This window comes from Pseudomonas chlororaphis subsp. piscium, from assembly GCF_003850345.1.
In the GTDB taxonomy this organism is placed as follows: Bacteria; Pseudomonadota; Gammaproteobacteria; order Pseudomonadales; family Pseudomonadaceae; genus Aquipseudomonas; species Aquipseudomonas piscium.
Genome location: NZ_CP027707.1, coordinates 6,960,505 through 6,986,718, shown reverse-complemented (window position 1 = coordinate 6,986,718; position 26,214 = coordinate 6,960,505). Strand labels below are relative to the sequence as shown.

26 protein-coding genes are annotated in these 26,214 nt (G+C 63.9%); 11 read left to right on the top strand and 15 right to left on the bottom strand.

From position 1 onward, the window contains the following. The 6 genes from C4K38_RS31870 to folE2 are packed head-to-tail and all read right to left on the bottom strand — an operon-like array spanning position 1 to position 4,321. Positions 1-561 carry a gamma carbonic anhydrase family protein gene (locus C4K38_RS31870; RefSeq protein WP_009051649.1) on the bottom strand — a complete coding sequence of 187 codons (561 nt, stop codon included), beginning with the start codon at positions 559-561 and terminating at the stop codon, positions 1-3. Beyond that, positions 558-995 (bottom strand): phosphoribosyl-AMP cyclohydrolase, encoded by a 438-nt coding sequence (gene hisI / locus C4K38_RS31865; RefSeq protein WP_053276745.1) that lies wholly within the window; start codon positions 993-995, stop codon positions 558-560. Before hisI ends, C4K38_RS31870 begins: the two co-directional genes overlap by 4 nt. Next, complete coding sequence (locus tag C4K38_RS31860) at positions 992-1,876, bottom strand: metal ABC transporter substrate-binding protein (protein ID WP_053276744.1); 885 nt, start codon at positions 1,874-1,876, stop codon at positions 992-994. The genes hisI and C4K38_RS31860 overlap by 4 nt, the downstream gene beginning before the upstream one ends. An 11-nt stretch (positions 1,877-1,887) precedes the next feature. After that, on the bottom strand, positions 1,888-2,754 hold the full coding sequence (locus C4K38_RS31855) for a metal ABC transporter permease (protein WP_053276743.1): 867 nt from the start codon (positions 2,752-2,754) through the stop codon (positions 1,888-1,890). Beyond that, on the bottom strand, positions 2,754-3,428 hold the full coding sequence (locus C4K38_RS31850) for a metal ABC transporter ATP-binding protein (RefSeq protein WP_053276742.1): 675 nt from the start codon (positions 3,426-3,428) through the stop codon (positions 2,754-2,756). Before C4K38_RS31850 ends, C4K38_RS31855 begins: the two co-directional genes overlap by 1 nt. After that, positions 3,425-4,321, bottom strand: a complete 897-nt coding sequence (folE2, locus tag C4K38_RS31845; RefSeq protein WP_053276741.1) for a GTP cyclohydrolase FolE2 — start codon at positions 4,319-4,321, stop codon at positions 3,425-3,427. Before folE2 ends, C4K38_RS31850 begins: the two co-directional genes overlap by 4 nt. 130 nt (positions 4,322-4,451) lie before the next feature. On the opposite strand from folE2, the gene C4K38_RS31840 reads away from it, so the two are divergent. Continuing rightward, positions 4,452-5,672 (top strand): N-acetylmuramoyl-L-alanine amidase, encoded by a 1,221-nt coding sequence (locus C4K38_RS31840; RefSeq protein ID WP_053276740.1) that lies wholly within the window; start codon positions 4,452-4,454, stop codon positions 5,670-5,672. A 101-nt stretch (positions 5,673-5,773) separates the two neighbouring features. Here C4K38_RS31840 and C4K38_RS31835 read toward each other — a convergent pair whose 3' ends face one another. Further along, the gene (locus C4K38_RS31835) at positions 5,774-6,154 is read right to left on the bottom strand and encodes a hypothetical protein (RefSeq protein WP_053276739.1); all 381 of its coding nucleotides are present in this window, start codon (positions 6,152-6,154) and stop codon (positions 5,774-5,776) included. Positions 6,155-6,288: 134 nt separating this feature from the next. On the opposite strand from C4K38_RS31835, the gene dksA reads away from it, so the two are divergent. The 4 genes from dksA (at position 6,289) to C4K38_RS31815 (ending at position 9,767) form a co-directional block, all read left to right on the top strand. Further along, a complete protein-coding gene (dksA, locus tag C4K38_RS31830) occupies positions 6,289-6,693 on the top strand; it encodes an RNA polymerase-binding protein DksA (protein ID WP_053276738.1) in 405 nt (134 codons plus the stop codon). Between the two features lie 25 nt (positions 6,694-6,718). Next, positions 6,719-7,927 carry a zinc metallochaperone GTPase ZigA gene (gene zigA / locus C4K38_RS31825; RefSeq protein WP_053276737.1) on the top strand — a complete coding sequence of 403 codons (1,209 nt, stop codon included), beginning with the start codon at positions 6,719-6,721 and terminating at the stop codon, positions 7,925-7,927. Continuing rightward, complete coding sequence (locus C4K38_RS31820; protein ID WP_053276736.1) at positions 7,927-8,637, top strand: DUF1826 domain-containing protein; 711 nt, start codon at positions 7,927-7,929, stop codon at positions 8,635-8,637. Before zigA ends, C4K38_RS31820 begins: the two co-directional genes overlap by 1 nt. A 167-nt stretch (positions 8,638-8,804) precedes the next feature. Further along, positions 8,805-9,767, top strand: coding sequence for a CobW family GTP-binding protein (locus C4K38_RS31815; protein WP_053276735.1), 963 nt, complete (start codon positions 8,805-8,807; stop codon positions 9,765-9,767). A 139-nt stretch (positions 9,768-9,906) separates the two neighbouring features. Here the strand turns inward: C4K38_RS31815 and C4K38_RS31810 are convergent, their stop codons facing one another. Continuing rightward, entirely contained in the window at positions 9,907-10,302 is a 396-nt protein-coding gene (locus C4K38_RS31810; RefSeq protein ID WP_053276734.1) for a DUF3301 domain-containing protein, read from the bottom strand. 116 nt (positions 10,303-10,418) lie between these two features. On the opposite strand from C4K38_RS31810, the gene pdxY reads away from it, so the two are divergent. Further along, a complete protein-coding gene (pdxY, locus tag C4K38_RS31805) occupies positions 10,419-11,291 on the top strand; it encodes a pyridoxal kinase PdxY (RefSeq protein WP_053276733.1) in 873 nt (290 codons plus the stop codon). 63 nt (positions 11,292-11,354) lie between these two features. Here the strand turns inward: pdxY and C4K38_RS31800 are convergent, their stop codons facing one another. Next, the gene (locus C4K38_RS31800) at positions 11,355-11,837 is read right to left on the bottom strand and encodes an acyl-CoA thioesterase (RefSeq protein WP_025806946.1); all 483 of its coding nucleotides are present in this window, start codon (positions 11,835-11,837) and stop codon (positions 11,355-11,357) included. A gap of 264 nt (positions 11,838-12,101) precedes the next feature. Here C4K38_RS31800 and C4K38_RS31795 point away from each other — a divergent pair, with 264 nt between their 5' ends. Then, positions 12,102-13,865 (top strand): cation:proton antiporter, encoded by a 1,764-nt coding sequence (locus tag C4K38_RS31795; protein WP_053276732.1) that lies wholly within the window; start codon positions 12,102-12,104, stop codon positions 13,863-13,865. Here C4K38_RS31795 and C4K38_RS31790 read toward each other — a convergent pair. From C4K38_RS31790 to uvrD, 5 genes are all read right to left on the bottom strand, one after another. Further along, on the bottom strand, positions 13,862-14,626 hold the full coding sequence (locus tag C4K38_RS31790; protein WP_124345349.1) for a dienelactone hydrolase family protein: 765 nt from the start codon (positions 14,624-14,626) through the stop codon (positions 13,862-13,864). The genes C4K38_RS31795 and C4K38_RS31790 overlap by 4 nt on opposite strands. A gap of 147 nt (positions 14,627-14,773) precedes the next feature. Then, the gene (locus C4K38_RS31785; protein WP_007927598.1) at positions 14,774-15,181 is read right to left on the bottom strand and encodes an SMI1/KNR4 family protein; all 408 of its coding nucleotides are present in this window, start codon (positions 15,179-15,181) and stop codon (positions 14,774-14,776) included. Between the two features lie 139 nt (positions 15,182-15,320). Then, positions 15,321-16,199, bottom strand: coding sequence for a Tim44 domain-containing protein (locus tag C4K38_RS31780; RefSeq protein WP_053276731.1), 879 nt, complete (start codon positions 16,197-16,199; stop codon positions 15,321-15,323). A gap of 169 nt (positions 16,200-16,368) precedes the next feature. After that, entirely contained in the window at positions 16,369-16,809 is a 441-nt protein-coding gene (locus C4K38_RS31775; RefSeq protein ID WP_053276730.1) for an EamA family transporter, read from the bottom strand. Between the two features lie 68 nt (positions 16,810-16,877). Then, a complete protein-coding gene (uvrD, locus tag C4K38_RS31770) occupies positions 16,878-19,061 on the bottom strand; it encodes a DNA helicase II (RefSeq protein ID WP_053276729.1) in 2,184 nt (727 codons plus the stop codon). 246 nt (positions 19,062-19,307) lie between these two features. Between uvrD and C4K38_RS31765 the strand changes: the two genes are divergently transcribed. From C4K38_RS31765 to C4K38_RS31755, 3 genes are all read left to right on the top strand, one after another. Beyond that, positions 19,308-22,172: a putative bifunctional diguanylate cyclase/phosphodiesterase gene (locus C4K38_RS31765; protein WP_053276728.1), complete on the top strand. Its 2,865-nt coding sequence runs from the start codon at positions 19,308-19,310 to the stop codon at positions 22,170-22,172. A gap of 169 nt (positions 22,173-22,341) precedes the next feature. Next, entirely contained in the window at positions 22,342-23,208 is an 867-nt protein-coding gene (hexR, locus tag C4K38_RS31760; RefSeq protein ID WP_007927594.1) for a transcriptional regulator HexR, read from the top strand. Positions 23,209-23,319: 111 nt separating this feature from the next. Then, positions 23,320-23,532: a PA3496 family putative envelope integrity protein gene (locus C4K38_RS31755; RefSeq protein ID WP_025806953.1), complete on the top strand. Its 213-nt coding sequence runs from the start codon at positions 23,320-23,322 to the stop codon at positions 23,530-23,532. Here C4K38_RS31755 and C4K38_RS31750 read toward each other — a convergent pair. After that, on the bottom strand, positions 23,474-24,436 hold the full coding sequence (locus tag C4K38_RS31750; RefSeq protein WP_053276727.1) for a LysR family transcriptional regulator: 963 nt from the start codon (positions 24,434-24,436) through the stop codon (positions 23,474-23,476). The two genes, C4K38_RS31755 and C4K38_RS31750, sit on opposite strands and share 59 nt — an antisense overlap. 353 nt (positions 24,437-24,789) lie before the next feature. On the opposite strand from C4K38_RS31750, the gene C4K38_RS31745 reads away from it, so the two are divergent. After that, a complete protein-coding gene (locus tag C4K38_RS31745; protein ID WP_025806955.1) occupies positions 24,790-26,205 on the top strand; it encodes an acetyl-CoA carboxylase biotin carboxylase subunit in 1,416 nt (471 codons plus the stop codon). The last annotated feature ends 9 nt before the right edge of the window (positions 26,206-26,214 follow it).

Genomic DNA, 26,214 nt, shown 5'->3' with positions numbered 1-26,214 from the left:
TCAGAACTCGTTCTGCAGGGCTTTGTAACCGCGCACCAGATCGACGTTGGTGCGCGCCACGTCCTCGGAAAACTCCGAGGCGCTGACGCTGACCGGCGGGAACTGCGAGAGGTCGGTGTTGGGCCCGATGCGGGTGGTGGAGGGCACGTAGAAGCCCTGTGGCAGGTCGCGGCCATCGACCACCGAGTTGTGCCGCACCACGCTGCCGTTGCCGACCGCGCAGTTGAACAGCACGCTGTTGAAGCCGATGAATACCCGGTCGCCGACCGTGCACGGGCCATGGACGATGGAGCGGTGGGCAATGGAGGTGAACTCGCCGATGGTCACCGCCGCGCCGGATTTGGAGTGGATCACCACGCCGTCCTGGATGTTCGAATTAGCACCGATGATGATCGGGTCCATGGCGCCATGCTCGTTGACTTCGTCGGCGCGGATCACTGCGTAGGGGCCGACGAAGACGTTCTCGCCGATCACCACCTTGCCGCAGATGATGGCGGTCTTGTCGACGTAGGCCGACTCGGCGATGACCGGCAGATCGCCGGAGGGGTTCTTGCGAATCATGTTGGGGTTTCCTGTAGCGGCGTGCTTATGACCTGCACCGCGCCGTCGCGAATGGCGTTGTAGAAACAGTTGGGGCGCCCGGTGTGGCAGGCCGGGCCTTGTTGATCCACCAACAACAGGACGGCGTCGCCGTCGCAGTCCAGGCGCGCTTCGAGCAGACGCTGGCGATGCCCCGAGCTTTCGCCCTTGCGCCACAGCTGCCGGCGCGAGCGCGACCAGTAGCAGACCTGCCCGCTGGCCAGGGTCTCGGCCAGCGCCTTGCGGTTCATCCAGGCCAGCATCAGCACCTCGCGGGTGTCGTGCTGCTGGGCGATGGCGGCGATCAGGCCGTCGGCGTTCCACGGCAGGGCATCGAGCACAGCGGTGAGCGGCCAACGGCTGCCCTGGGGCGCGCTTTCCAGGTCGAGCATCGACAGGGGGGAACGTGGGGTCATGGCGTGCTCAGGGCGTCGTACAGGGTGTTCAGGTTGTATTCGAACAACCCGGTGAAGGTGCTGGCCGGGCCCTGGGCGGCGAGGGCGTCGGAGTACAGGGTGCCGCCGATATGGGCGCCGCTTTCGTCGGCGATCTGCTTGAGCAGGCGCGCGTCCTTGATGTTCTCCATGAACACCGCCTTGACCTTGGCGTTGCGGATCTGGGTGATCAGCGCGGCGACTTCGGCGGCCGAGGGCTCGCGTTCGGTGGACAGGCCTTGCGGGGCCATGAAGTCGATGCCGTAGGCCTGGCCCAGGTAACCGAAGGCGTCGTGGGAGGTGACGATCTTGCGATTGCCCGGCGGCAGCGCGCCGAACTTGGCCTTGGCTTCGGCCAGCAGCGCGTAGATCCGTTTCAGGTAGGCCTGGCTGTTGCGTTGGTAGTCGGCCTGGTTCGCCGGGTCGGCGGCCACCAGCGCCTTGGTGATATTGCTCACATAGAGTTCGGCGTTCGCCAGGTTGTGCCAGGCGTGCGGGTCGGGAATGGTCTCGCCGTCCTCATCCAGCGAGCGCGGGATCACTCCGCGACTGGCGCTGATCACCGGGGCCTGGGTGCCGGTACTGGCCACCAGGCGATCCAGCCAGGGCTCGAAACCCAGGCCGTTCTTGATGATCAGCCGGGCCTTGAGCAGGGCCTTGGCATCGTCCGGTGTCGGTTCGTAGGTGTGGGCGTCGGCGTCAGGGCCGACCATGTCGGTGATCTGGATGTGCTCGCCGCCGACCTGTCGGGTGATGTCGGCGAGGATGCTGAAGCTGGTGACCACAGCGAGTTTGTCCGCGGCCTGGGCAGTCGACAGCGACAACGGCAGCAACAGACTGAAGAGCACGAGTAGGGCGCGCATCGGGGAACACCTCATGGGGATGTGAGCAAAGGCGGGCGGCGCAGCAGACCGTGCACCGGACCGAACACCACGGACAGCAGGTACAGGCCGCCCGCCACCAGGACAATGGCCGGGCCGCTGGGCAGCGAGTAGTGGAACGACAGCAACAGGCCGAGCCACACCGAGAGGCAACCGAGCACCGCGGCAATGCCGATCAGCATCGGCAGACGGCGACTCCAGAAGCGCGAGGCGGCGGCCGGCAGCATCATCAGGCCGACCACCATCAAGGCGCCGATGGCCTGGAAACCTATCACCAGGTTCAGCACCACCAGGGTCAGGAACAGGCCGTGGGCGAGAGGGCCGAGGCGGCTGACGCTGTTGAGGAACAGCGGGTCGAGGGTGTCCAGCAGCAGCGCTTTGTAGATCAGCGCCATGGCCACCAGGCTGAACCCGGAGACCCAGAGCATGCCATCGAGGGTCGGCCCATCCACCGCCAGGGCCGAGCCGAACAGCAGGTGCAGCAGGTCCAGGCGCTTGCCGGCGAGGCCGAGAATCAGCACACCGCTGGCCAGGGAAATCGGATAGATCGCGGCCAGGCTGGCGTCCTCGCGCAAGCCAGTACGCCGGGTAATCCAGGCGGCCAGGCCGGCCATGCCCAGGCCGGCACCGAGGCCGCCGAGGGTCAGCGCCGGCAGGCTCAGCCCGGCGAACCAGAAGCCCAGCGCCGCGCCGGGGAGGATGCCGTGGGCCACGGCGTCGCCGATCAGGCTCATGCGCCGCAGGATCAGAAACACCCCCAGCGGCGCGGTGCTGCACGCCAGCACCAGGCCGCCGAGCAACGCCCGGCGCATGAACACGAACTCGTGGAAGGGTTGCCAGAGTTGGGCGGCGACGAGCATCAGGCCACCTGCATCCGCAGGGGCTGGACGATCAGTTCCTCGCTGCTGCCGAACAGGCAACCGCTGGCTTTGATCACCAGCGTCTGGGGGATATGTTGACGCACGGCGGCGAGATCATGGCAGACCAGGATCTGCGTGCGGCCTTGCTGCTGCCAGCTGTGGATGTGTTTCCACAGCAGGGCCTGGCCCAATTCGTCGAGGGCGGCGTGGGGTTCGTCCAGCAACAACAGCGGGGCATCGGCGAGGCTCAGGCGGGCGAGCAGGGCGCGTTGCAGTTCGCCGCCGGACAAGGCCATCAGCGGGCGTTGTTCCAGGCCGCTCCCGCTCAGGCACCAGTCTTCGAGCACCTGCTGCAAGCGTTCGGCCCGCTGTTGCGAGCTTTGCCGATCGCCCCAGAAACCGGCGGCCACCAGCTCTTGCAGGGTGATGGGGAATTGCCGGTCCAGGTATTGCTGCTGCGGCAGAAAGGACAAGCCGCCACGTCGGGGAACCTGCAATGTGATCTTCCCGGCCAAGGGCTTTTGCAGGCCGGCGATGACCTTCAGCAGGCTGCTTTTACCCGAACCGTTGGCACCGATGATGGCGGTCAGGCTGCCTGGCTTCAGCTCGAGGTCGAGGGCTGGCGTCAGCGGTTGGCCGGGTGCGCCCCAACGCAGCGATTGCAGGCTGATCATGCGGCCTCCCAGTTCCAGCGGCTTTCCGCTACGGCGTCGTGGGCGTGCAGGCTTTCGGCATGAACCACGCGCAGTTGGAAGGCGCGAATGCCGGGCGAGCGTTGCAAGGCCAGGTTCAGGCGGCGCGCGGCGTCTTCGCAGAACATCAGGTTCTGTCCGTTGGCCAGGGCGAAGGCTTGCTCGTCGGCGCGTTTCACCGCGGTTTGTACCGCGGTACCGAGAGCGGCTTCGGCGTCGTTGATCGCTGCCATCAGTGGCAACTCATCGAGAAAGTCGTCCAGGCGCAGCTGCAATTGCGCGGTGCTGCGCTGGCTGTGTGGAGTGGCGACTATGCCTTTCGAGGAGCCGAGCCAGGTCAGGATGTCTTCGTGGTGCAGCGGCCGATTAGCAAAATCATCGATGAATTGCTGCTGAATCAGCTGCCTGGAAAGCGCGGCGGAACAGGGGCATGTAGAGGAATAAGGCACCTCGATTTTTAGTTCCACGTGGAACATTGCGTTTTTCAGGCGCGCTTCGATGCTCACCGGATAGGTTTTCCAGCCGGCCAACGGGCTGATCAAGGCCGGGCGTTTCAGCAGCAGATCGGCATGAATTCGCAGGTAGGCGCTGCTGGACAGACCGTCGTGGCTGTCGAGAAAACGTTGCAGTACCTGACGCATCAGGGCCGGGGTGAGGTTTTCCTGTTCGAGCATTTCCAGCGCCAGATACAGGCGCGACATATGAATGCCGCGTGCTTCGCCATCGTCGAGGCTGACGCCGGCATCCGCTTTTGCGCCAATCCGCTGGCCATCAAACAACACAGGTAAGGCAATGCCACACATGCCCACCCACTCAAGGGGTAGGGCCTGGCGTGCGGCCTGCGCGGCGATATCCGGCAGAGTCAGCGCATTCATGAGCAGGTCCATCGTTGGAAACAATTTGCCATGTTATATTATAACAATACGATCGATGAAACCTTTTTCCTGAACGTTTTTTCATCCAGCCTTATCGAGTACGGATGCTCCTCAATCTGCGGTGTAAGTCATGCACAGACGTCAGTTGCTCAACCTGTTGTTGGCCAGCGCGGCCTTGGTTCTGCCTTTGGGGGTATCCGCCACCCAGATCCGTAACCTGCGGTTATGGAATTCGGCCGACAAGCTGCGCCTGGTGCTCGATCTGAGTGGGCCGGTGCAGTACAAGACTTTCTCCCTCAGCGCGCCGGAACGATTGATCATCGACCTTAGCGGCGCGCAGCTCAGTGGCGATTTCAGCCAACTGGCCCTGAACGGCACACCTATTCGCTCGATCCGCTCCGGGCACTTTAGCCAGGGCGATACGCGGATCGTTCTCGACCTAGCCGAGCCGCTGCGGCTCGACAGTTTTTTGCTGCCGCCCCAGGACGGTCAGGGTCACCGCCTGGTGCTCGACCTGAGCACCGCCACCCGTGTTCCACAGCAAATCGCGGCGGTCACCGCCCCGGCTTTGCCGCGTGAAACACTCGCGGGCCGGGCGCATCCCAAGCGCGACATCATCGTTGTGGTCGACCCGGGCCACGGCGGCAAGGACCCGGGGGCGGTCGGCGCCCGTGGCGAACGGGAGAAGGATGTGGTGCTGGCGATCGCCCAGCTGCTGGCCAAGCGGCTGAAGCGCGAGAAGGGCTTCGATGTGAAGCTGGTGCGCAATGACGATTTCTTCGTGCCGCTGCGCAAGCGGGTGGAGATCGCCCGCAAGCACAAGGCCGACATGTTTATCTCGGTGCACGCCGATGCGGCGCCTCGCCTGACGGCGTCCGGGGCCTCGGTGTATGCGTTGTCGGAAGGCGGCGCCACCTCGGCCACCGCACGCTTCATGGCGCAGCGGGAGAACGGCGCCGACTTGCTGGGCGCCACCAGCCTGCTCAACCTGAAAGACAAGGATCCGATGCTCGCCGGGGTGATTCTCGACATGTCGATGAACGCGACCATCGCCGCCAGCCTGCAGTTAGGCAGCACCGTATTGGGCAGCCTGGCGGGCATCACCACCCTGCATCAGAAGCGCGTGGAACAGGCTGGTTTCGCGGTGCTCAAGTCCCCCGACGTGCCCTCGATCCTGGTGGAGACCGGCTTCATCTCCAACAGCCGCGACAGCCAGCGCCTGGTGACCGCGCGGCACCAGCAGGCGATTGCCGACGGGCTGTTCGCGGGGTTGCAGAGCTACTTCCAGAAGAACCCGCCGGTGAACAGCTATATGGCCTGGGTGCAGGAGCAGAAAAAAGCCCAGGTCTGACGCCGCCCAGGCTTCTGTAGGAGCACAGCTTGCGTGCGATGAAGGCGCTGCGGTGTATCGGCTATACCGCGTAAGCGTTTATCGCGTACGCAAGGATCGATTCAGCAGCCAGTGATCCGGCTGCAAGTGAACTTGCCGCTGCTGCCGCCGGAGCTGGAAAAACGGTTGCGGGTGGTCCAGCCGACGCGCTGGCTGTAGCCGACCCAGGCTTCGCCGTCGGAGGCCAGGCCGGTAAAGAAGGTCAGCTGACCGTAGCGACTGTTGGTCTGTGCCCAATATCGCTTGCCGGCCACCTCGAAGCCTCGCAGATAGGTGGTGCTGCCCGCGGCCGCAACGCTGTAGGCATTGCCTTCGGCGTCCACGCAGGCCAGCAGGTTGGCGCTGCGGGTGCAGGTGGCCAGGGCGCTGGGTACCTGCGCGATGGCAGTGTTCGCGACCAGCAGGGACAGGCTCAGCAGCGTGTATTTCAGGGCGTGGCGCATGGGTTTTCTCGGCAAGGGACGCTCAAGCATCCCGCCCTTCGTCGCGGGCGGCAAGAGAGGGTTGGCTTATTTGTATTGTTATACTATAACATTAAATAAAGCCTGATCCGTGACCCGCCATGACTGAACGCCCCATGACCGAAGCGCAACTTCTCGCCCAGCCTGAGGCGGACTACATGAACGACGTCCAACAGGCCTATTTCCGTGAATTGCTGCTGGCCCAGCGCGTCGAGCTGCAAGAACGCATCGACGGTGAGTTCGAGGTGCTGCGCGAGCAGGAACCCCACAGCGACCCCGCCGACATCGGCAGCGCCGAAGAGCAGCGGCAGTGGCAACTGCGCCTGCTGGAGCGGGAAAAGAAGCTGCTGGACAAGATCGACGAAGCCCTCGAGCGCTTGGCCCGTGGCGAGTACGGCTGGTGCCGCGAAACCGGCGAGGCCATTGGCCTCAAGCGCCTGCTGCTGCGGCCCACCGCCACCCTGTGTATCGAAGCCAAAGAACGCCAAGAGCTGCGCGAACGCCACCAACGGGCGATCTGACCCAGCCCCCGATGAGGATCACCTGATGACCGACCGTCTTCCCGTTACCGTGCTGTCCGGCTTTCTCGGCGCCGGCAAAAGTACGCTGCTCAACTACGTCCTGCGCAACCGCGACAACCTGCGGGTGGCGGTGATCGTCAACGACATGAGCGAAATCAACATCGACGGCAGCGAAGTGCAGCGCGATGTCAGCCTCAACCGCGCCGAAGAAAAACTGGTGGAAATGAGCAACGGCTGCATCTGCTGCACCCTGCGCGAAGACCTGCTGGAAGAGGTCGGCAAGCTGGCCAGGGACGGGCGTTTCGACTACCTGCTGATCGAATCCACCGGCATCTCCGAGCCGCTGCCGGTGGCTGAGACCTTCACCTTTCGCGACGAGGCGGGGCAGAGCCTGGCTGACATTGCGCGGCTGGACACCATGGTCACTGTGGTCGACGGCATGAACTTCCTGCTCGATTACCAGGCCGCGGAAAGCCTGGCATCCCGTGGCGAAACCCTGGGTGAGGAGGACGAGCGCTCGATCACTGATCTGCTGATCGAGCAGATCGAGTTCGCCGACGTGATCCTGATCAGCAAGATCGACCTGATCGGCAGCGACGAGCGCCAGGAGCTGATCGCCATCCTCGAACGCCTCAATTCCCAGGCGGAAATCATCCCCATGGTGATGGGCGAAGTGCCGCTGGCGAAGATCCTCAACACCGGCCGTTTCGACTTCGAGCGGGCCGCACAGGCGCCGGGCTGGTTGCAGGAACTGCGCGGCGAGCATGTGCCGGAAACCGAAGAATACGGCATCGCCTCCAGCGCCTATCGGGCGCGGCGGCCCTTCCATCCGCAGCGCTTTTTCGACTTCATCAATCGCCCCTGGGGCAACGGCAAACTGCTGCGTTCCAAGGGCTTTTTCTGGCTCGCCAGCAAGCACCAGGAGGCCGGCAGCTGGTCTCAGGCTGGCGGTCTGATGCGTCATGGTTTCGCCGGGCGCTGGTGGCGTTTCGTGCCCAAGCAGCACTGGCCAGAGGACGCGGAAAGCACCGCGGCGATCATGCACAACTGGACCGCCGCCACCGGCGATTGCCGCCAGGAGCTGGTGTTCATCGGCCAGAACATCGACTTCGCCCGGCTCACCGCCGAACTCGACGGCTGCCTGCTGACTGACGACGAAATGGCCCTGGGCGTGGAGGGCTGGCGCCTGATGCGCGACCCGTTCGGCCCCTGGCATGAAGAGGCTGCAGCCTGATGTCCTACCTGTCCCTGAGCCCTGTGAGAGCTAGCGGCCGACGCTCGATTGCGGGTGCGGAAGTCTTGCGGCCAATCCTGCAAAAGCCGACACGCCGCCAGTCTTCCGGTTCGGCCCCCATCGTCCTGGCCGAGGTGCTGGACGACGAGGTCAACCTGGCCCTGTGGCGGCGCCGGTTGCCGGCGCATATCGCCGATTTCGGCGCCTTGCTGCTGTCGCTGAACGAACCGCTGGCCGAGTCGCTGTCGCTGGAACTCGACACTGAGGACGCCGAGCCAAACCTGCGCGGCCTGGCCTCCGGCTTCAGCGATCTGCAGGGATACGACGGCTTTATCGCCGATGTCGCCTGGCTGGTCAGCGCCTTCGCCTGCTTGCTGGGCGCCAAGCGCGTCGGCCTACGCCTGCGGGTGCTGGATAAGGCCATGTGCCCGCGTTTTCATGTCGACCATGTGCCGGTACGGCTGATCACCACCTATGCCGGCGCCGGCAGCCAATGGCTGCGCGAGGGTGCGATGGATCGCCGGCAACTGGGCCAGGCCGAGGCCGAACCCACGGATGCCGCGCTGGTCCAGCAGATCGCCAGCGGCGAGGTGGCCCTGTTCAAGGGCGAGAAATGGCTGGGCAACGAGGGCTTCGGCCTGATCCACCGCTCGCCGCAACCGGGCCCCGGCGAACGCCGGCTGATCCTCACCCTGGACTGGCTCGGCTGACTTTGTAGCCGCTGCCGCAGGCTGCGATAAGGCGCGTAGCGCCTTTTGACGTCCTCAAGAACGCGTCAGCTTTGTAGCCGATCGGAGCCTGTGGCAGCGGCTACGGGAATTTCGTTGCCGCGGGTTAGCGCGTAGGATCAATCACCTCCTTTCCGAGCGCCCCACCCATGCTGCACAACATCCCCACCCACGTCATCGCCGGCCCCCTCGGCGCGGGCAAGACCAGCCTGATCCAGCACCTGTTGGCGCAGCGTCCGGCCCATGAGCGCTGGGCGGTGTTGATCAACGAGTTCGGCCAGATCGGCCTGGACGCGGCGCTGCTGACCCGGGACGAGGAGGGTATCGCCCTTGGCGAGGTGGCCGGTGGCTGCCTGTGCTGCGTCAACGGCGCGCCGTTCCAGGTGGGCCTGGGGCGCCTGTTGCGCAAGGCCCGGCCCGATCGCCTGTTTATCGAACCTTCCGGCCTGGGGCACCCGGCGCAGCTGCTCCAGCAATTGCGCGAGGCGCCCTGGCAAAAGGTCCTGGCCGTGCAGCCTTGCGTGCTGGTACTCGATGCCCAGGCATTGGCGGCCGGCAAGCCGCTGCCAGGGGCCCAGCAGGAAGCGCTGCCCAGTGCTGGCCTGTTGCTGCTGAACAAGGATGAAGGGCTCGACGCGGTGCAGCGTCAGGGCATTCTCGAGCAGTTGCCGGCCTGTCCGGTGCTCTGGACCACTCGCGGGACCTTGCCTCTGGATCGTTTGCCTGGCGCGAGCGTTCAGGCGGGGGCGGCTGTAGAGGCCTTCGAAGTACCCAAGGGATTGGCGCAGCTGCCGGCGATCTGGACCGATCCGGCCCAGCCCATCTGCCTGAGCCAGGCCCAGGAGGGCGGTTGGAGCATCGGTTGGCGCTGGCACCCGAGCCGGGTGTTCGAGGTCGGGCTTGTCGAGCAATGGCTGGCGAGCCTCGACTGGCGTCGGGCCAAGCTGGTGATCCAGGGGGCCGATGGCTGGGTGTCGGGTAATGCCCTGGATAACGCCACGCTGCATTGGCAAACCAGCGAATGGCGCCGCGATTCACGGATCGAGCTGATTTTCAGCGAGCCGCAGGACGTGGCCGTCCTGCAACAGTCCCTGGCCGGGTGCTGCCGGTAATCCAACGCGGCCCGACGCTTCTGTAGGAGCGAAGCTTGCTCGCGATAGCCGCGAAGCGGCGGTCTATCTACCACTCCGTGTCATCGTCGACGTTCTTCGCGGGCAAGCCTCGCTCCTACAGAAAAATGGGATGTAGGTCTTACTTGCTGCGCTCTTCGCGCCATTGGCTCAGCTCGATCACCTCGGCGCTGTGTGTCGGCACGGGTGGGGGCGCGGGAGTTGCAATCGGGTAGGGCGCCAGCTCGATCTGCGCACTGTGGGCGCCGAACTGGGTGATGGTCCCCGCATGGCGGGTTTCGCCGGTGACGGTGAATTCGAAGTTGTAGATCCGGGCCAGGCGCCGGCGGCCACTGGCGTCCCTGACGAAGCCGATGCGCTTCAACGCCACGTTGCCGTCCAGCAGCTCGATATCGAGCCGCGCGCAATGCTGCTTGACCCTCTCCAGCGCCCGCTCGCGCAGGCCGTGGTTGTGCCATAGCCAGGCGGCGCCGGTCGCTAGCAGCATCAGCACGAAAATGTTTCCAAGGGTCAGCATGAGGTGCGCTCCAACGAAGTCGCACCAGCTTAACTGCGTCTTCGGTCTGTCGTACAGGTTGCGTTTAGTCGCATACTGCGCGGCTCGAATTTCAATCGTTTTACGGAATGACCCGAATGAAACGTACGCCTCATCTGCTCGCGATCCAGTCCCATGTGGTCTTCGGCCATGCCGGCAACAGCGCCGCGGTGTTTCCCATGCAGCGGGTCGGGGTGAATGTCTGGCCGCTCAATACGGTGCAGTTCTCCAACCACACGCAATACGGCCAGTGGGCCGGCGAAGTGCTGTCGCCGCATCAGATTCCGGAGCTGGTGGAAGGCATTGCCGCCATCGGCGAGCTGGGCAATTGCGATGCGGTGTTGTCCGGCTACCTGGGCAGCGCGGCGCAGGGGCGGGCGATCCTCGGTGGCGTGGCGCGGATCAAGGCGACCAACCCCAAGGCCCTGTACCTGTGCGACCCGGTGATGGGCCACCCGGAAAAGGGCTGCAACGTGCCGCAGGAGGTCAGCGACTTCCTGTTGGAAGAAGCAGCTGCCGTGGCGGACTTCCTCTGCCCCAACCAGCTGGAGCTGGACAGCTTCGCCGGACGCAAGCCGCAGTCGCTGTTCGACTGCCTGGCCATGGCCCGGGCGCTGCTGGCTCGTGGTCCGAAAGCCGTACTGGTCAAGCACCTGGACTACCCGGGCAAGCTGCCGGATGGCTTCGAAATGTTGCTGGTGACCGCCGAAGGCAGCTGGCACCTGCGTCGTCCGCTGCTGGCGTTCCCGCGCCAGCCAGTGGGCGTGGGCGACCTGACCTCGGGCCTGTTCCTGGCCCGGGTGCTGCTGGGCGACAGCCTGGTGGCGGCGTTCGAGTTCACTGCCGCGGCGGTGCATGAAGTGCTGCTGGAAACCCAGGCTTGCGCCAGTTACGAGCTGCAGCTGGTACGGGCCCAGGACCGCATCACCCATCCACGGGTGCGGTTCGAGGCGGTGCCGATCGAGCTGTAACGGGTTGCGCGGGGGCTTATCGCGAACAGGCTCGCTCCGTAGCAGCGAGCCTGTCTCGGACGATCAGGCGTCGGCCTTGATTTCCTGATAGCGCTTTTCCAGCTCTTGGCGGATCTGCCGGCGTTGCTGGGCCTGCATGAAGCGGCGCTTGTCTTCGCTGGTTTCTGGCTGCAGGGGCGGCACGGCGGCGGGTTTGCGCTGGTCGTCCACGGCCACCATGGTGAAGAAGCAACTGTTGGTGTGGCGCACCGAGCGCTCGCGGATGTTCTCGGTGACCACCTTGATACCGACCTCCATCGAGGTGTTGCCGGTGTAGTTGACCGAGGCCAGAAAGGTCACCAGTTCACCGACATGGATCGGCTCGCGGAAGATCACCTGGTCCACCGACAGGGTCACCACATAACGGCCGGCATAACGGCTGGCGCAGGCGTAGGCGACTTCATCGAGGTACTTGAGCAGGGTGCCGCCGTGGACATTGCCTGAGAAGTTGGCCATGTCAGGGGTCATCAATACCGTCATCGACAGCTGGGCGTTTCCGGGTTCCATAGCACACTCACGGGTTAAGGCAGGGTTGCGGGGCGCACCTCTGCGGGTGCTTGGTCAGCGTTTCAAACCATCGATAACGGGACGCTGCGCCCGCGGTCGCCGTCACGCGGCGATCTATCTGTTTCCATATATTGCACCGCCTTTCTGGCACAAGTCGCGATGTTAACCTTCAAAAGCCCGTCCCAAGGGCTTTTCCCGCTGGCCGGCAGGTCGCACGACGACCCGCGCCGTCCGCAAGAACACGACCCCAAGGAGCCCCACGCCATGCATGCCATCAGCTTTATTCAGGACCTGGCAGTGATCATGCTGGTCGCAGGCGTGGTGACCATTCTTTTCCACCGGCTCAAGCAGCCAGTGGTCCTCGGCTATATCGTCGCCGGCTTCATCATCGGCCCGCACACTCCGCCATTCGGCCTGATCCACGACGAAGGCACGATCAAGACCCTGGCCGAGCTGGGGGTGATCTTCCTGATGTTCTGCCTGGGCCTGGAGTTCAGCCTGCGCAAGCTGTTCAAGGTCGGCGCCACGGCCTTTATCGCGGCGTTCATGGAAATCGTGCTGATGATCTGGATCGGCTACGAGATCGGTCGCTGGTTCGACTGGAACACCATGGACTCGCTGTTCCTTGGCGCGATCCTGGCGATTTCCTCGACCACCATCATCGTCAAGGCGCTCAACGACCTGAAGATGAAGAACCAGCGCTTCGCTCAGCTGATTTTCGGCGTGCTGATCGTCGAAGACATCCTCGGCATTGGGATCATCGCCTTGCTTTCAAGCATCGCGGTCAGCGGCACTGTCAGCTCCGGGGAAGTGTTCTCCACCGTCGGCAAGCTCTCGCTGTTCATGATCGTCGCCCTGGTCATCGGCATCCTGCTGGTGCCACGGCTGCTGGCCTACGTGGCCAAGTTCGAAAGCAACGAGATGCTGCTGATCACCGTGCTGGGGCTGTGTTTCGGTTTCTGCCTGCTGGTGGTCAAGCTGGAGTACAGCATGGTGCTCGGCGCCTTCCTGATCGGCGCGATCATGGCCGAGTCGCGGCAATTGCTGAAGATCGAGCGCCTGATCGAACCGGTTCGCGACATGTTCAGCGCCATCTTCTTCGTCGCCATCGGCCTGATGATCGACCCGCAGATCCTCCTGCAATACGCCTGGCCGATCGCGGTGATCACCGTCGCGGTGGTGCTGGGCAAGATGCTGTCCTGCGGCCTGGGCGCCTTTATCGCCGGCAACGATGGCCGCACCTCGCTGCGGGTCGGCATGGGCCTGTCGCAGATCGGCGAGTTCTCCTTCATCATCGCGGCGCTGGGCATGACCCTGCAGGTCACCAGCGACTTTCTCTACCCGGTGGCGGTCGCCGTGTCGGCCATTACCACCTTGCTCACGCCTTACCTGATCCGCGCCGCCGACCCGCTGTCGCTGAAGCTCGCCGCCGTGCTGCCAACCCGCCTGAGCCGGGTGCTGGGCATGTACGGCGAATGGCTGCGCAGCATCCAGCCCCATGGCGAGGGGGCACTGCTGGCGTCGATGATCCGGCGGATCCTGTTGCAGGTCGGGGTCAACCTGGCGCTGGTGGTGGCGATCTTCTTTTCCGGCGGTTATTTCGCCGCGCGCATCGGCGAATACCTGCAGGACTGGATCAGCGACCCGAGCTGGCAGAAGGCGTTGATCTGGGGCGGGGCGCTGCTGCTGTCGCTGCCGTTCCTGATCGCCGCCTATCGCAAGCTCAAGGCCCTGTCGATGCTGCTGGCGGAGATGGGCGTGAAGCCGGAAATGGCCGGGCGTCACACCCAGCGTGTACGCCGGGTGATCGCCGAGGTGATTCCGGTGCTGTCGTTGCTGGTGATCTTCCTGCTATTGGCGGCGCTGTCTTCGAGCATCCTGCCGACCACCGAGCTGCTGGTGCTGATCGCGGTGGTGACGGCAGCGGTGGCCGCGTTGCTGTGGCGCTGGTTCATCCGCGTGCACACCCGCATGCAGGTGGCCCTGCTGGATACCCTGGATAATCACAAGCAAGACAACGGGCACTAATCGTTGGACGGTACACAACTCAGCGGCTGGTCGCGCCAGTGTTGCCAGGCGTCGACCCAGCCCTGGTCGTGGGTGACCCCGGGCAGGCTGACGGATTGCACGCAGAAGGCTTTCGCCCCCAGCGCCTGTCGATAGGCGGGGTAGAGGCTGGCAGGCACGCTGCGGTCGGCCTGGCCGAGCAGATGCCGTTGCGCTACCAGGGCCAGCTTGGGTGCCTGGTCCAGCGGCTCGAGGGAGCCATGCAACGGGCTCAGCCCCAGCGCATTGACCCATAACCGAGGGCTCAGATTGCCGGCCAGGGTTTGCACCTGGGCGATGTCGTCTCGCCGCGCGGCCAGCAACAGGGCCAGGGCCGCACCACCGGAATAGCCGATCAACTCGAAATCCTGATTGCCATAACGCTGCTTGAGGTGGTCGAGGGCCTGGTCGAGGCTGCGCAGTACCGCTGCGGAAAAGCGCTGGTCGGTCCAGATGGCCGCTGTACAGTCGGCCGCGCTGACGAACTGGCAGGGGCGGGCCAGATAGACGCTGGGGCGGGGATCGCTCAATGCCAGTTGCGCCATCAGCAGGTGCTGCGGGCTGGGGTCGAGGCTGGGTTGGCGGGCTGTCGCCCAGGCATGGCCGTCGCCTTCAAGATAGACGCGCAGACGGGGTTGTTTTGATAACCGCTGGGGCAGGCTGCTGGCAAGCGGGAAGGGTGAAGTGGGCAGGACTTCGACCTGATGGCTGTACTGCACACTCAGGGTTTGCAACTGAGCCATGGGCGACTGACAACCCGCCAGCAGGCTGCTGGCGAGTAGCGTCAATGCGGCGATCAACCCGCTGGGGTGACCGCTTGTGAACGTCACGCAACGGGCGGCAGTCGGTCCATGCGCCTGCGCCCGCGGGGCGAAACCGCACAAGGCCGCTCAGCTTTCCAGCCAGACGTCCCGCGCCCAGTGCCACACCGACTCCCAGGACTCTTCGGTGATCAGCTCTTCTTCGCCGGACCACAACACCACGGTGCCGTCTTCCTCGACGCAGTAGTAGTCGTCACCGTCCTGGCAGATCGGGATCAGCTCGCGCGGTACGCCCATGTCCCAGGCGGTGGCGGCCACTTCCGGCAGGTAGGTGTGGGATTGCGGGTCGGTCACGGTGACCGGCTCCAGGCTGCCGTAGACGACATCGCTCACGGTCAACAGGAACTCTTTGAAGACGAACGGGATATTGATGAACAGCTGTTCTTCGATTTCCACCAGCAGGTCTTCATCCGGCAGTTCCAGGGGAACGGGTACCGGTTCGTTTGCTTCACGGAGTTGCTCGATGACTTCTTCCACGGCCTGGGTCCTCTTAGCTCTATGGCGCGGTTTAAATAGACGGCGGTTTATACAGTAGCTCGCTATAAGTGCAATCGTGAAATGCAAAACCCCGACCTGAGCCGGGGTTTTGCGATTAGCGATATGACACTGGAGAGAATCAGCCGTTCTGGCGGATACCTGCAACCAGCCAAGGCTGGTTTTCGCCCTGGGCGCGCTCCATGTTCCAGCTTTCGCTGAACACTTCACCCTGGTCGAAACGCGAGGACTTCGACACGCCGCTGAAGGTCAGGGTAGCGATGGTCTTGTCGGCGCGGTCGTCGACGCCTTCCAGCTGCACATTGAGGTTGTCGATGTAGGTCGACTGGAAGCCGTCGCCCAGATCGGCACGTTCCTGTTTCAGGAATTGCAGCATCTGCGGGGTCACGAACTCGGCGATCTTGTCCATTTCGTTGGCGTCCCAATGTTGCTGCAGGGACTGGAAGTGGTTGCGCGCGGCTTCGACGAAACGCTGTTCGTCGAACCAGGCCGGCGCGTTGATCACCGGACGGGCCGCGGCGGCAGGTGCGGCCGAACCACCGAAGATCGAACCGGAGGCCGGTTTTGGCTCGAAGGCTTCACGCTGCATCGGCGCGTGGCCGGCTGGAGCGTACTGCTCCTGCTGCTTGCGACGACGGGCGGCGATAAAGCGGAAGACCAGGAAGGCGATGACCGCCATGATCAGGATGTCGAAGATCTGCATGCCCTGGAAGCCGCCGCCCATGAACATGGAGGCCAGCAGACCGCCTGCGGCGATACCGGCCAATGGGCCGAGCCAGCGCGAAGCACCGCCGGCTTTGGCGGCAGCGCCCGCGGCACCAGCAGCCCCTGCGGTTGCGGCAGCAGGGCCCATACCGGAAGAGGACGGAGCCATTTGGCTGGTCTGGTGGGTCGGCGCAGCGCCGGCGCTTTTGCCGCCACCAAAGCGCTTGGCATTGGCGTCGAGGCTCATCGTCAGGCCGATGCACAACGCCATGGCGATGCTAAGAAAACGTTTCATAAAGGGAATTCCCATTTGTGGATGGCACGCGCGCCATGTTGCACAGGTGAAGTGTCACTGGCTAGCGGCAGAGTGTTTCGGGCTTTTGCCTGACAGCCGCGGTTCAGCTTCGGTCGAGGCAGCGAGCCCTGTACGGGTTCGTTCGTTGGGCGGATGCAAGGTCAGGGTCTCAACGCTTCAGCGCCAGCAACACCACGCCAGCGCAGATCAGGCCGATTCCGCCCCATTGCCGCAGGTCGAGCTTCTCGCCCAGGAGCAGCACGCCCAGTACCGCGACGAATACCACGCTGAGCTTGTCCACTGGCGCCACCAGCGAGGCTGGCCCGACTTTCAGCGCGCGGAAGTAGCAGATCCACGACGCTCCGGTGGCCAGCCCGGACAGCACCAGGAACAGATAGCTTTTGGCCGAGATCGAGCCCAGGGACTGATATTGGCCCGTGGCGTACAAAATCAAGACCAGGCTGCACAGCACCACCACCGTACGCAGCAGGGTGGCGAAGTCGGAGTTGAGGTTTTCGATGCCGATCTTGGCGAAGATCGCGGTCAGGGCGGCGAACGCCGCCGAAAGCAGGGCCCAGAATGTCCAGGAGGAAAAGAAGCCCGAGCCCATGTGCGTTGCTCCTTATGCCTGAGTCAGTCATTGCAGAAGCGCCCGGCCGGCGCTCCTGCCTACAGGCTTCAGATGACTTCGAGCTTGGCGTAGCCGAGCATCAGCCACTTGCTGCCTTCGCTGAAGTTCACCTGGACCCGGGCCTGGGCGCCGGCGCCTTCGAAGTTGAGGATCACGCCGTCGCCGAATACCGAGTGGCGTACGGCCTGGCCGAGGCTGAGGCCGGTGTCCGGGATCTCGCTGCCGCCGAACAGGCTGCTGGTGCTCTGCGACTGGCCACCGCCGAACGGACGGCTGACGCTGTTGGACAGGCGCACTTCCTGGATCAGCCCCTTCGGTACTTCCCGTACGAAACGCGACACCTTGTTGTAGGTCTCGCTGCCGTACAGGCGTCGGGTTTCCGCGTAGGTCATCACCAGGTTCTGCATCGCCCGGGTGATGCCGACGTAGGCCAGGCGCCGTTCCTCTTCAAGGCGGCCGGGTTCTTCCAGGCTCATCTTGTGCGGGAACAGGCCTTCTTCCATGCCCACCAGGAACACGTAAGGGAATTCCAGGCCCTTGGCGCTGTGCAGGGTCATCAGTTGGATGCTGTCTTCGTGCTCGTCGGCCTGGGTGTCGCCGGCTTCCAGCGAAGCGTGGCCGAGGAAGGCCGCCAGCGGCGTCAGTTCCTGGTCTTCTTCTGTGTGCTCGAAGTTGCGCGCGGCGCTGACCAGCTCCTCAAGGTTTTCTACCCGGGCCTGGCCTTTCTCGCCTTTTTCCGCTTCGTGGTAGGCGATCAAGCCGGACTGCTCGATAACGGTCTGGGTCATCAGGTGCAACGGCATCTCGGCGGTTTTCGCCGCAAGGTGCTCGATCAGTTCCATGAAGGCGCCCAGGGCGCTGGCGGCACGCCCGGTCACGCCTTTATTGGCCACCAGCTGGCGCATCGCTTCCCACATCGACACATGGCTGTGACGCGCGTGTTCGCGAATCGCTTCGACGGTCTTTTCGCCAATGCCGCGGGTCGGCACGTTGATCACCCGCTCCAGGGCCGCGTCGTTGCCGCGACCTTCGAGCAGGCGCAGGTAGGCCATGGCATTCTTGATTTCGGCGCGCTCGAAGAAGCGCTGGCCGCCGTAGATGCGGTACGGAATGCGCTCGCGTAGCAAGGCCTCTTCCAGCACCCGCGACTGGGCGTTGGAGCGATACAGGATGGCGATGTCGCTGCGGGCCAGGCCGGTCTTCAGGGCGCTTTCGATGGTTTCCACCACGTAGCGCGCTTCATCGTGTTCGTTGAAGGCGGCGTACAGGTTGATCGCTTCGCCTTCGCCGCCGTCGGTCCACAGCTCCTTGCCCAGGCGCCCGGTGTTATTGGCGATCAGGGCGTTGGCGGCCTTGAGGATGCCGGCGGTGGAGCGGTAGTTCTGCTCCAGGCGGATCACTTCGGTGTCCGGGAAGTCTTCGGAGTACTGGTGGATGTTCTCGATCTTCGCGCCGCGCCAGCCGTAGATCGACTGGTCGTCGTCGCCCACCACCATCAGGCTGTCGCCGCCCTTGGCCAGCAGGCGCAACCAGGCGTACTGCACGGCGTTGGTGTCCTGGAACTCGTCCACCAGCACGTGGCGGAAACGCTTCTGGTAGTGCGCCAGCAGGCCCGGGTGGTCGCGCCACAGGTCCAGGGCGCGCAGCAGCAGCTCGGAGAAATCGATGACCCCGGCGCGCTGGCAGGCGGCCTCGTAGGCTTCGTAGATGCCGCGCATGGTGGCCAGGAACAGGTCGCCGCTGGCTTGAATGTGTTGCGGGCGCAGGCCTTCGTCCTTCTGCCCGTTGATGAACCACTGGGCCTGCCGGGCCGGCCAGCGCTGCTCGTCCAGGCCGAGGTCGCGGATCACCCGCTTGACCAGGCGTTGCTGGTCGTCGCTGTCGAGGATCTGGAAGGTCTGGCTCAGGCCGGCCTCCTGCCAGTGCGCCCGCAGCAGTCGGTGCGCCAGGCCGTGGAAGGTGCCGACCCACATGCCGGCCGGGTTGATACCCATCAACTGCTCGATGCGCTGGCGCATCTCGGCAGCGGCCTTGTTGGTGAAGGTCACCGACAGGATGGAGTGGGGCGAGGCGTTCTCGACCTGGATCAACCAGGCGATACGGTGCACCAGCACTCGGGTTTTACCGGAGCCAGCACCGGCCAGGACCAACTGACGACCCAAGGAGGCGGCTACGGCCTGGCGTTGGGCATCGTTGAGGGAGTTCAGCAGAAGGGAGAGATCATCGCGCATCGGGGCATTCTAGGGGGCTGGCGCACACCGGGCAAACCAAGCTTTGGTTTAGCCGATAAAAGAACGCCGGGGACGACCGGTCGGTCACGGGCTGTAGCCGTTGGCCGGGCTTGGCTGGAGGAATTTCACCGGGATCGGCGCTTGGGCGAATTTGCCGATTTTATGGTTCCAGGCTGTTTGGTCCGGGCGGTTGCTTGTGTATGCTCCGGCGACGTTTCGGGCTCAATCATTATAAGAACACTGCCTATGACACTCAGCACTGGCCCGTCCGGACCCTTCGTGGAGCCTCGGGTTGTTCGCAAGCAATACGCCATGGAGATGGCGGTAGAGCGCACGCGCCTGCTTTATCAGGGCTCCCTGTTGCCCACCCTGTTCATGCTGCTCAACGGCCTGGTCTGCGCTTGGCTGCTGTGGAGCCCCGAGCGTTATTGGCTGGTCAGCGTGTGGATGGTCTGGTTGCTGGCCCTGGTCGCCCTGCGGGTGATCCAGGTGGCGGCCTTCGACTCGGCGATTCCCAGCCGCCAGGCGCAACCGGTCTGGCGCCGCATGTTCCTGCTCGGCTCCGCCGTCAGCGGCCTGACCCTGGCCTGCGCCGGTATCGCCCTGATGCCCACCGACAATTTCCTGCAACAGGCCTGGGTCTTCGGCCTGATCGGCGCGGCGATCCTCTCGGCCAGCGTGGCCTATGCGGTCAGCCTGCCGGCCTTCCTGTCCTTTACCTTGCCCTGCCTGTTGCCGGCGATCGGCTACCTGTTCTGGGGCGGCGACGAGCAGCAGCGTGGCTGGGGCTGGCTGGGCTTGATCCTGCTGGTGTCGCTGAGTGTGGTGGCCTGGCAGGTCAACCGCCTGATCCAGATGGGCTTGCTGCGGCGTTTCCAGAACCAGGCCCTGATCGAGCATCTGCAACAGGCCCAGAGCCGCAGCGAGCAGCTCAACAGTGAGCTGCTGCGGGAAGTCGAGCAGCGCCGCCGTGCCGAAGAAGAGTTGCGCGAAGCCCAGGTCGGCCTGGAAAGCCGGGTGGCCCAGCGCAGCCTCGAACTGGACGCGGCCAACCAGGCCCTGAGCAAGAGCGAAGCGCGCCTGGCCCTGGCTCTGAAGGCCAGCCAGCTGGGGCTGTGGGACTGGAACCTGCAGACCGACGAGGTCCATCACAGCCATATCAAGGAGCTGTTCGGCCTGGAACCGGAGTTCGTGCGGGCGATGCTCAGCCACCTCAAGCCGCTGCTGCACCCCGAAGACCTGCCGCTGCTCAAGCGCGCGCTGGTGGAGCACCTGAAGGGGCGTACCGAGGATTACCTGGTGGAATACCGCGTGCGTCACGGCGATGGCCACTGGGTGTGGATCGAGGACCGTGGGCGCGCCGTGGAGCGCGGCCCCGGTGGTCGGGTGCTGCGCATGGTCGGCACCCGGCGCGATATCAGCGCCAGTAAGCAGCAGGAAGAGCAGCGACGCCTGGCGGCGATGGTGTTCGAGGCGGCCAGCGAGGGCATCGTGATTCTCGACCCGGATTACGTGCTGCTGGCGGTCAATCAGGCATTCAGCCGGGTCACCGGCTACCAGATCGAGGACATGCTCGGGCGCAATGTGGTCGACCTGCCGTGCAGCCGCGATGCGCGGCGGCACTACCCGGTGATTCATCAGGCCCTCGAACAGCACGGCAGTTGGCAAGGCGAACTGGTGGAGGCGCGCAAGAACGGTGAGCTGTACCCGCAGTGGCTGCAATTGAATGTGGTGCGCGATACGCGGGGAAATATCAGCCATATTGTGGGCTTCTTCGCCGATCTGTCGGCGCGGCGCGAATCCGAAGAGCGCATGCGCTACCTGACCCATCACGACGAACTCACCGGCCTGGCCAACCGTTCGCTGTTCCGCGAACGCTTGCGCGAAGCCCATCAACGGATGCGTCAGGGCGGCCGCAGCCTGGCCCTGGTGCATATCAATCTGGACCGTTTCAAGCTGCTCAACGACAGCCTGGGCCACGACGTCGCCGACCAGCTGTTGCAGAAAATGGCGCGGCGGCTGGTCAATGCATTGCCGGAAGCCGACACCATTGCCCGTTTGTCCGGCGATGAGTTCGCGGTGCTGTTCGATGCCTATGGCAGCCTGTCGAGCCTGACTCGGGTGGCCACGCGCTTGTCGGCGAAGCTGCGCTTGCCGATCACCGTGGAAGGCCATGAGCTGGTGGTCAGCGCCTCCATGGGCATCAGCATGCTGCCCGACAGCGCGCGGGAAATTCCGGCGTTGATCAGCCAGGCGAACATCGCCATGCAACACGCCAAGCACCTGGGCGGTAACAATTTCCAGTTCTACACCGCCAGCCTGCAAGCCAGCACCCTGGAGCGCCTGCAGCTGGAGAACCAGCTGCGCAAGGCGGTCGAGGAGCGCCAGCTGAAGGTGTTCTACCAGCCGAAACTGTGCCTCGCCACTGGGCGGCTGAATGCCGCCGAAGCCCTGGTGCGCTGGGACCATCCCGGCCTGGGGCGGGTACCGCCGGGGGACTTCATCGGCCTGGCGGAGGAGATCGGGCTGATCGGCCCGATCGGCGAATTCGTATTGCGCCAGGCCTGCTGGCAAGCCTGCGAGTGGCAGCGCCAGGGGCTGCCGGCGATTCGGGTGTCGGTGAACCTGTCGGTGCATCAGCTGCGCCAGGGCAAGTTGGTCAGCCAGGTGCGCAGCGTGCTGGAAGAAACCGGGCTGGCGCCGCACTTCCTTGAGCTGGAGCTGACCGAAAGCCATCTGCTCGACAGCGTCGAACACATCGTTTCCACCTTCCAGCAACTGCGTGACCTGGGAGTGAAGCTGGCCATCGACGACTTTGGCACCGGTTACTCCTCGCTGAGTTACCTCAAGCGGATTCCGGTGGACTACGTGAAGATCGACCAGGCGTTCATCCGTGGCCTGAGCGAAGGCGGCGCCGATGCGGCGATCACTCGGGCGATCATCGCCATGGCCCACGGGCTGTCGCTGAAAGTGGTGGCCGAAGGGGTGGAGCATCCGGGGCAACTGGCGTTTCTCAAGGAGCAGAAATGCGATGAGGTGCAGGGCTACCTGATCAGCCGGCCGGTGGACGCCGAGGGCCTTGCGGCGCTATTGAGGGCCGAGACCCGGTAGCCGCTGGCATAGGCCGCGCCAGCAGCTACAAAGAGCACGCGAGGCTGAAACAGTGGGGTGCAAAGGTGATTCAGTTACGCATTGAGCAGGCAAAAAGCGAATTCATGTAGTATAACTACAAAATTGCTACATCCTTGGGCGTCTGCCCCATAACAATGAGTCCAGCCCTTTGAATCTGTTGCAGCACATTGCCCAATCACGCCATCTCTTGCGCAAGTCGGAGCTCAAGGTCGCCGATCATGTGCTGCTCGACCCTGCGGCTGTGATGCACAGCTCCATGGCCGATCTGGCCCACAGCGTGGGTATCAGCGAGCCGACCATCGTGCGCTTCTGCCGGGCCATCGGTTGCTCGGGGTTCCAGGACCTGAAGCTCAAGCTGGCCCAGAGCCTGGCTGCCGGGGCGAGCTTCGGCCAGTTCGCGATTCACGAAGACGATTCGGTCGCCGACTACAGCCTGAAGATCTTCGACACCACTTTGCATACCCTGATGGAGGTTCGCGAGAAGCTCGATCCGGTGGAGTTGCAAAGGGCTGTGACCCTCATGTCCCAGGCCCAGCGCGTGGAGTTCTACGGCTTCGGCGCTTCCGGCGCGGTGGCGGCGGATGCCCAGCACAAGTTCTTCCGCCTGCTGCTGACCGCGGCGGCCTATTCCGACCCGCATATGCAGGCGATGTCGGCGGTGACCCTCAAGCCTACCGACGTGGCGATCTGCATTTCCCAGTCCGGGCGTTCCAAGGACCTGCTGATCACCGCCAACCTGGTGCGTGAAAGCGGCGCCTCGCTGATCACCCTGTGCCCGAGCCAGACACCGCTGGCCGAGCTGTCGACCGTCAACCTGGCGATCGACGTGCACGAAGACACCGAGATCTACACCCCGCTGACCTCGCGCATCGCCCACCTGGTGGTGATCGACGTCCTGGCGATGGGCGTGGCCATGGCCCGGGGCCCGAGCCTGGTCAACCATCTCAAGAGCGTCAAGCGCAGCCTTCGCAGCCTGCGCCTGTCGCCCAAGTCGGTGAAGGCGCTCGACGACTGATCGCGGCGTCTTCATTGCCGGCAATTTTCATCATCCTGTAACCGACCCGCAGCCAAATCATCATTGGCAGGCTTCATCTTGTACTCCCGTACTCGCATTGGGAGACTTGAAATGGCCCGGCCTTACGAAGAGAGCAACAGCGCAGTCAAAACCCGTCGTCAACAGGAAGACCAGCGCCGCATGGAATTTCGCCGCGCGATCGAACATCGCTGTGAGCTGCGCCGTCTGCAGCAGGAAATCAACGACTACCCCGAGCTGGACGCCGTCAATTACTGGCAGGCAGCCCCGGCAGCTTCCCGTCAAAACGTTCAACAAGCCCGCTGATCTGCACCCGTTCGCTGCGGATAAACCCCAGGAACGCATGCGCTACCGGTGACAGGCGTTTAGCCTTGGCCTGCACCAGGCACCAGCTGCGATACAACGGCAGCTCTTCCACCGGCAACTCGACGAGTCCTCCGGTTGCCAACTCAAGGTTCAGGGCGTGGCGCGTCAACAGCGCCACGCCCAGACCCGCCAGCACACACTCCCGCTGCGCTTCGGCCGACGACACTTCCAGGGTCTGGGTGAAGTGCACGCGCTTTTCCTTGAAATACTCCTCGCAGGCCAGGCGCGTGCCCGAGCCCTGTTCGCGCACCAGCAGGTTGTAGGGTTCCAGGTCCTGCAGGCGCAGCGGCCCCAGGTGGCACAGCGGATGGTCGGGCGGCGCCACGGCGACGATCGGGTTGTTGAGGAATGGCAGGAACTCCAGGCCCATGTCCTGCGGGACCATGGACATGATCACCAGGTCGTCGCGGTTGTCCGAGAGGCGGCGGATCACCTGGCCCCGGTTGACCACCGTCAGTTGCAGATTGACCTCCGGATGCTGGCGCTTGAAGGCGGCGAACAGGTGCGGCACGAAGTACTTGGCGCTGGACTCCACCGCTAGCTTCAACTGGCCCTGCAAGGAGCCCTGCATGTCCGACAGCTGCATGTCGAGGTTCTCCAGGCGCCCGAAGATGTCGCGGCTGGCCCGTTGCAGCGCTTCGGCGGCCTCGGTCATGTAGAGCTTCTTGCCCACGTAGTCGAACAGCGGCTGGCCGATCAGCTCCTCCAACTGGCGAATCTGCAGGCTGACGGCGGGCTGGGTCAGGGACATTTCGTCTGCAGCCCGGCTGTAGGAGCGCAGATCGCAGACCTCATTGAAAATCTGCAGTTGGCGTAATGTCATACGCATCAAGGACTTACGCATTATCTAAGGTCTCGCGCCGAGGGCTGTCGAATCAACTATAAGTCTTTGCTTATGAGCGACCCAATAATTATTGATTTTTGTTAATTCATCGACAGGAATAGTGTGGGCCTGCGACTGGCTTGAAACATTTGGTCACGCGCCGACCCGGTCGAGGGTCTGTACGAAAAGTAGGCGAGCGAAGGTCAGGCAAGGCAAAAACAGGCGAGGAAGCGGAGTTTAGGAGCCTAAATGAGCATTCCGAGCCTGTTTTTAACGCAGCATGGCTTGCGTAACGCCGAAGGCGCCCAGCATGCAGCCACTTTTCGTACAGACCCAGCGGGTTGTCTGTTCCAACGGCTCAAGGGTACCTCCAAGTGATAAAAAAGATCCTGATCGCCAACCGTGGTGAGATTGCCGTACGAATCGTGCGTGCCTGTGCCGAGATGGGCATTCGCTCGGTCGCGATCTTCTCCGACGCCGATCGCCATGCCCTGCATGTGAAGCGCGCGGATGAAGCCCACAGCATCGGTGCCGAACCCCTGGCCGGCTACCTGAACCCGCGCAAGCTGGTGAACCTGGCAGTGGAAACCGGCTGCGACGCACTGCACCCCGGCTACGGCTTCCTTTCGGAAAACGCCGAACTGGCGGACATCTGCGCCGAACGTGGAATCAAATTCATAGGTCCATCGGCTGAAGTGATTCGCCGCATGGGCGACAAGACCGAAGCCCGCCGCAGCATGATCAAGGCTGGCGTGCCGGTCACCCCGGGCACCGAAGGCAACGTCGCCGATATCCACGAAGCCCTGCGCGAAGGCGACCGCATCGGTTACCCGGTGATGCTCAAGGCCACGTCCGGCGGTGGCGGCCGTGGCATTCGTCGCTGCAACAGCCGGGAAGAGCTGGAACAGGCGTTCCCGCGGGTGATTTCCGAGGCGACCAAGGCCTTCGGCTCCGCCGAAGTGTTCCTGGAAAAGTGCATCGTCAATCCCAAGCACATCGAGGCGCAGATCCTCGGCGACAGCTTTGGCAACGTGGTGCACCTGTTCGAGCGCGACTGCTCGATCCAGCGCCGCAACCAGAAGCTGATCGAGATCGCCCCGAGCCCGCAACTGACCCCGGAACAGCGCGCCTACATCGGCGACCTGTCGGTGCGCGCGGCCAAGGCTGTGGGCTACGAGAACGCCGGTACCGTGGAGTTCCTGCTCGCCGACGGCGAGGTGTACTTCATGGAGATGAACACCCGGGTGCAGGTGGAACACACCATCACCGAGGAAATCACCGGCATCGATATCGTTCGCGAGCAGATCCGCATCGCTTCCGGCCTGCCGCTTTCGGTGAAGCAGGAAGACATCCATCACCGTGGTTTCGCCCTGCAGTTCCGGATCAACGCCGAAGACCCGAAAAACAACTTCCTGCCGAGCTTCGGCAAGATCACCCGTTACTACGCGCCCGGCGGCCCTGGCGTGCGTACCGATACGGCGATCTACACCGGCTACACCATTCCGCCGTTCTACGACTCCATGTGCCTGAAGCTGGTGGTCTGGGCCCTGACCTGGGAAGAGGCGATGGACCGTGGCTTGCGCGCCCTGGACGACATGCGTCTGCAAGGGGTCAAGACCACCGCCGCCTATTACCAGGAAATCCTGCGTAACCCGGAATTCCGTAGCGGCCAGTTCAACACCAGCTTCGTCGAAAGCCACCCTGAACTGACCAACTACTCGATCAAGCGCAAACCCGAAGAGCTGGCCCTGGCCATCGCCGCCGCCATCGCCGCCCACGCAGGCCTGTGAGGAAAAGAA

Excerpts from the sequence above, each read along its gene's own strand:
- C4K38_RS31870 (WP_009051649.1), bottom strand. The coding sequence starts at position 561 with ATGATTCGCAAGAACCCCTCCGGCGATCTGCCGGTCATCGCCGAGTCG.
- hisI (WP_053276745.1), bottom strand. The coding sequence starts at position 995 with ATGACCCCACGTTCCCCCCTGTCGATGCTCGACCTGGAAAGCGCGCCC.
- C4K38_RS31860 (WP_053276744.1), bottom strand. The coding sequence starts at position 1,876 with ATGCGCGCCCTACTCGTGCTCTTCAGTCTGTTGCTGCCGTTGTCGCTG.
- C4K38_RS31855 (WP_053276743.1), bottom strand. The coding sequence starts at position 2,754 with ATGCTCGTCGCCGCCCAACTCTGGCAACCCTTCCACGAGTTCGTGTTC.
- C4K38_RS31850 (WP_053276742.1), bottom strand. The coding sequence starts at position 3,428 with ATGATCAGCCTGCAATCGCTGCGTTGGGGCGCACCCGGCCAACCGCTG.
- folE2 (WP_053276741.1), bottom strand. The coding sequence starts at position 4,321 with ATGAATGCGCTGACTCTGCCGGATATCGCCGCGCAGGCCGCACGCCAG.
- C4K38_RS31840 (WP_053276740.1), top strand. The coding sequence starts at position 4,452 with ATGCACAGACGTCAGTTGCTCAACCTGTTGTTGGCCAGCGCGGCCTTG.
- C4K38_RS31835 (WP_053276739.1), bottom strand. The coding sequence starts at position 6,154 with ATGCGCCACGCCCTGAAATACACGCTGCTGAGCCTGTCCCTGCTGGTC.
- dksA (WP_053276738.1), top strand. The coding sequence starts at position 6,289 with ATGACCGAAGCGCAACTTCTCGCCCAGCCTGAGGCGGACTACATGAAC.
- zigA (WP_053276737.1), top strand. The coding sequence starts at position 6,719 with ATGACCGACCGTCTTCCCGTTACCGTGCTGTCCGGCTTTCTCGGCGCC.
- C4K38_RS31820 (WP_053276736.1), top strand. The coding sequence starts at position 7,927 with ATGTCCTACCTGTCCCTGAGCCCTGTGAGAGCTAGCGGCCGACGCTCG.
- C4K38_RS31815 (WP_053276735.1), top strand. The coding sequence starts at position 8,805 with ATGCTGCACAACATCCCCACCCACGTCATCGCCGGCCCCCTCGGCGCG.
- C4K38_RS31810 (WP_053276734.1), bottom strand. The coding sequence starts at position 10,302 with ATGCTGACCCTTGGAAACATTTTCGTGCTGATGCTGCTAGCGACCGGC.
- pdxY (WP_053276733.1), top strand. The coding sequence starts at position 10,419 with ATGAAACGTACGCCTCATCTGCTCGCGATCCAGTCCCATGTGGTCTTC.
- C4K38_RS31800 (WP_025806946.1), bottom strand. The coding sequence starts at position 11,837 with ATGGAACCCGGAAACGCCCAGCTGTCGATGACGGTATTGATGACCCCT.
- C4K38_RS31795 (WP_053276732.1), top strand. The coding sequence starts at position 12,102 with ATGCATGCCATCAGCTTTATTCAGGACCTGGCAGTGATCATGCTGGTC.
- C4K38_RS31790 (WP_124345349.1), bottom strand. The coding sequence starts at position 14,626 with ATGGCTCAGTTGCAAACCCTGAGTGTGCAGTACAGCCATCAGGTCGAA.
- C4K38_RS31780 (WP_053276731.1), bottom strand. The coding sequence starts at position 16,199 with ATGAAACGTTTTCTTAGCATCGCCATGGCGTTGTGCATCGGCCTGACG.
- C4K38_RS31775 (WP_053276730.1), bottom strand. The coding sequence starts at position 16,809 with ATGGGCTCGGGCTTCTTTTCCTCCTGGACATTCTGGGCCCTGCTTTCG.
- uvrD (WP_053276729.1), bottom strand. The coding sequence starts at position 19,061 with ATGCGCGATGATCTCTCCCTTCTGCTGAACTCCCTCAACGATGCCCAA.
- C4K38_RS31765 (WP_053276728.1), top strand. The coding sequence starts at position 19,308 with ATGACACTCAGCACTGGCCCGTCCGGACCCTTCGTGGAGCCTCGGGTT.
- C4K38_RS31755 (WP_025806953.1), top strand. The coding sequence starts at position 23,320 with ATGGCCCGGCCTTACGAAGAGAGCAACAGCGCAGTCAAAACCCGTCGT.
- C4K38_RS31750 (WP_053276727.1), bottom strand. The coding sequence starts at position 24,436 with ATGCGTAAGTCCTTGATGCGTATGACATTACGCCAACTGCAGATTTTC.